The 3,933-nt window shown below is 39.7% G+C and carries 5 protein-coding genes; 3 read left to right on the top strand and 2 right to left on the bottom strand.

Going from position 1 to position 3,933, the window contains the following annotated elements; translation table 11 throughout:
- Positions 1–236: 236 nt before the first annotated feature.
- Positions 237–1,034: an MBL fold metallo-hydrolase gene (locus tag V7137_RS22070; protein WP_335700061.1), complete on the bottom strand. Its 798-nt coding sequence runs from the start codon at positions 1,032–1,034 to the stop codon at positions 237–239.
- A 164-nt stretch (positions 1,035–1,198) separates the two neighbouring features.
- Here V7137_RS22070 and V7137_RS22065 point away from each other — a divergent pair, with 164 nt between their 5' ends.
- A complete protein-coding gene (locus V7137_RS22065; protein ID WP_335700060.1) occupies positions 1,199–1,435 on the top strand; it encodes a hypothetical protein in 237 nt (78 codons plus the stop codon).
- A 62-nt stretch (positions 1,436–1,497) separates the two neighbouring features.
- Here the strand turns inward: V7137_RS22065 and V7137_RS22060 are convergent, their stop codons facing one another.
- Positions 1,498–1,752: a DUF1292 domain-containing protein gene (locus V7137_RS22060; RefSeq protein ID WP_335700059.1), complete on the bottom strand. Its 255-nt coding sequence runs from the start codon at positions 1,750–1,752 to the stop codon at positions 1,498–1,500.
- Positions 1,753–1,902: 150 nt separating this feature from the next.
- Between V7137_RS22060 and V7137_RS22055 the strand changes: the two genes are divergently transcribed.
- Both V7137_RS22055 and V7137_RS22050 read left to right on the top strand, forming a co-directional pair.
- On the top strand, positions 1,903–2,097 hold the full coding sequence (locus tag V7137_RS22055; RefSeq protein ID WP_335700058.1) for a hypothetical protein: 195 nt from the start codon (positions 1,903–1,905) through the stop codon (positions 2,095–2,097).
- Between the two features lie 380 nt (positions 2,098–2,477).
- On the top strand, positions 2,478–3,788 hold the full coding sequence (locus tag V7137_RS22050) for an MFS transporter (protein ID WP_420490162.1): 1,311 nt from the start codon (positions 2,478–2,480) through the stop codon (positions 3,786–3,788).
- The last annotated feature ends 145 nt before the right edge of the window (positions 3,789–3,933 follow it).

Below are 3,933 nucleotides of genomic sequence, written 5' to 3'. Positions count from 1 at the left end.
ACTATGTATGGCAACAATACAATTAATTTAGATTGGAAAAGGATGGAGATAAAATGGAGTATGTTCTTTACAATGGCAAGAAATACTTAATCCTTTATAAGTACACTTCGGGATATTGCGAAATTAAGGAAGTAGATAGTCTACATAATATACAATTGGTTCATTCATCAGAATTAACGGACCTAAACTAAAAAAAGCTGGAAAAGGTAATCTAACCTTTTTCAGCTTTTTTTGATTTAACAGGCTGATACAATTGAAGAGATGATATGCCGAGAATCCCATTGCCCATCTGAAAAAGCAATAATGGGGTAGTTTTTGGGAAAAAGCATTTGAGTGATCTCATCTATGGAGCGCCCTTCATTGTAGAGATTTTCCACTTCGCCAGAAAGATTTTCAAGATAATCTAACTTTTGCTTCATCCTGCTTTTACCATCCTCAATATACCCACTATGCGCACAGTACAGCGACTGAAAATCATAGGTGAGCAGTGTACGTAATGAATGGATAATCACAGGGATAGATTCGCTGTCCATAATGACTTTCGTACGTGTTGTTACGAATAAATCACCCGAAAATAATCGGCCTGATTCTTCATGAAAGAATGAGACATGATCATCGGCATGTCCAGGTGTATAGATTACTTTCCACTCATGACTGCGTGATTGAATGACATCCCCAAGAGGCAGGGCATCAAAGACTGTTCGCACTCCCCAGGTAAGTTGACGATACTTAGGATAAGGACAATGCTGAGCACAGGTATTCATTCCTTTTGGATGAACATAGATTGGAACATGTTTATGATTCTGAATCCAAGGTGCTAGACCGCAATGGTCTTCATGACTATGCGTTAACGTGACCAAATCAATACTTTGCTGCTCATAAATTGGGATTAATTCTGATTCAAGACATTGGGTTCCTGTATCAATTAGCATTCCATCAACCAAAAAAGAATAAACAGTTCCTAATTTGAGGCCCGCGCTTTGAACATTCCCCTCAATACATAAAACGTCTTCATTCGTAAACACGTTTATCATAATTGAGACCTGCCCCTCTATTTTTTTAATTTTCCAAATATTTAATATAACTGTATCGAAAAATGAATGAATAATCAATCATATTGTCCTGAAGAAAATTAACCCTATTTATGTATATTTGGACACATTTTCTCAAATTATATGAAGAAAAAGGTGGGTTACTCATGAATAATTGGCATCTCATTTTAGCTGGAGTTGTATTGTTAATCTTAATCGTTGGTTTAGTTGTTACTTTAGGTACAGGAAGAATGGTTAGTACTAAATCGGGGGAATTCGATACACAAATCAATGAGGGCACCCAACGACATCCTTATTTACTAAATCCGGTGTTTCTTGTCTGGATTATCGCAATGACAGCTATCATAATTTATATCATCTATCTAGGCTTTCATTACTATTGATGCAAAAATCGAGCGAAAGGTTGTCCCGTTTTGTTAACTGGAACTACCTTTCGCTCTCTGTTTTATTCTGCCGGTGCATGTTCGACAGCGATTTGGTATGCATCCAATATCGCTTCACTTTCGGAGGGATCATTAATACCCACTAAATCTTGATTCCCTTCCTCTCCTTCTATTTTCATGACGATGGTTTCATCCTCAGCCTTTAATAACGCATAGGATTCATCCTCCATATCAAATAATGCTTCAACAGCATAATCTTTAAGATTACCTTGATCATCTTCAATCGTAATAATATCCCTCAGTTCATCATGCCTCATCGTCACTCACCTCAACAAAAGTACTCAAATATAATATTCCCTAACTATGGAGGGGTTAGGTGGATATGTTATTACCAGAAAATCTATTGCTGTTTTTAAAAATAGTTCGGACGGAATTGGGAAAAGTAATAGTACAGGAGGTGAGCGACAATGCCAAACCAAAAAAACAATACAAAAAGCGTTGCAGAAGGTATTAAGGAAACCGCAGGTGCTGCCTTTCATACGATTCATAGTGCATTAGAAACCACTGAGAACGTGGCAATGAATGCTGTGGATGCAACTAAAAATGCTGTTAATAATTTAACAGGCAACGAAAACGATAGAAACAATCGGAATAATAGATGAAAAAACGCCAATTTAACTGGCGTTTTTTTAATTAGTTCAATTTTTGCCCAACCAATTGTTTTTGACACTAAATTATTTCAATCGCTTGAGATGTTGGCTAGTTCTCTATACATATCTTTTGAAGCTAGAACATCCCTTTCATTTACTTCTTCCATAATTTGTTCGTGTAACTAACTTGGGGGAAAAATTAAGGTCGGATATTAGAAACAGAAAGATTACTGGAAGTGGACTGTGATGAGATCGTTTTAGCAAATGCAGAAATGAGTAAGTATAAAGCACCCTCAATAAATACTTCAATTTTTAATAAAAATTGTTTTCATTTCTTGATAAAATGAAAATAAAAAGATGAAGGTGTTCATCCTTCAGAAAGAGGTTTGAGTGTGTCAACAGAAAATTCAAAAGCTTTAGAGGGTCAACCAACCTGGTTGCAGCCTTACATTGATTCTCCAGAAAAGCAGCAACAGTTGTATCGGCGGACATTGCTGATTGTGGTCATGTCACAAATTTTCGGTGGAGCTGGACTTGCTGCTGGTATTACGGTGGGTGCACTCCTTGCCCAAGATATGTTAGGGTCGGATAAGTATGCAGGCATTCCGGCAGCATTATTAACGTTTGGCTCTGCTGGGGCAGCGCTGCTGATCGGTCGCGTCTCCCAACGTTTTGGACGCCGGATAGGACTTGCGGGAGGTTTCTTGACCGGGGGGATTGGTGCAATTGGAGTCATTGTTTCTGCCATTACTAGTAATATCTTTCTGCTATTTACATCACTATTGGTCTACGGTGCGGGCTCTGCCTCAAACTTACAAGCGCGCTATGCAGGAGTTGACTTAGCAAAACCTACACAGCGAGCGACAGCTGTCAGCATCGCAATGGTTTCAACGACCTTCGGGGCTGTGGCAGGACCAAACTTGGTGGATGTCATGGGTCAATTTGCAGTCTCTATTGGTGTTCCTGCTCTTGCTGGTCCCTTCATTCTAGGGGCGGCAGCCTTTCTTCTTGCAGGTTTAGTCCTATTAACTTTTTTGCGCCCAGATCCTCTGATTGTTGCCAATGCCATTGTAGATCGGCAGGTCATCGACAGGAGTAATCCTATTGAGAAGCAATCTAGTAATCTGGCAATCAATAAACGAGGAATTGTTGTCGGAGCTACCATCATGGTGTTAACTCAAATTGTTATGACCTCAATTATGACCATGACACCTGTTTACATGAAACATCATGGACATGGTCTGAGAGAAGTTGGAATGGTCATCGGCTTCCATATTGGCGCCATGTATCTTCCTTCTCTCGTGACTGGAATCCTCGTGGATAAAATTGGACGGACCGCTATGGCCATTGCTTCAGGTGCAACTCTCCTTACAGCAGGTATTCTTGCTGGTAGTACACCTGCTGATTCCATGTTTACCCTCATCATCGCGCTTTCATTGCTCGGGCTTGGCTGGAATTTTGGTTTAATAAGTGGCACCGCACTGATCGTCGATTCCACTCACCCCTCAACCCGTGCCAAAACACAAGGAACGGTAGATGTCTTGATCGCTTTAGCAGGGGCCTCTGGGGGAGCCCTATCCGGAATGGTGGTCGAGCAGACGAGTTACACAGGGCTCTCATTTGCTGGCGGAATTCTTTCCCTCCTCCTTATTCCAGTCGTTATCTGGTCACGTAGTAATCAAAAAATAACTGATAAAAGCTGAGTAGAAGAAATCGGGAAATAGGATTCCAATTGTTGGAACAGACTCCTATTTCCTTTTTGTCGTTTAAAAAAAAAAATTATTAAAAATTCACTATTTCACAATTAAATTTATTTTCGGAATATTATAAGTGTGTTATAGTCATAGA

The sequence above is a fragment of the Neobacillus drentensis genome (assembly GCF_036962765.1).
GTDB lineage: Bacteria > Bacillota > Bacilli > Bacillales > Cytobacillaceae > Neobacillus > Neobacillus drentensis_C.
This window is presented reverse-complemented; position numbering and strand designations above follow the sequence as displayed.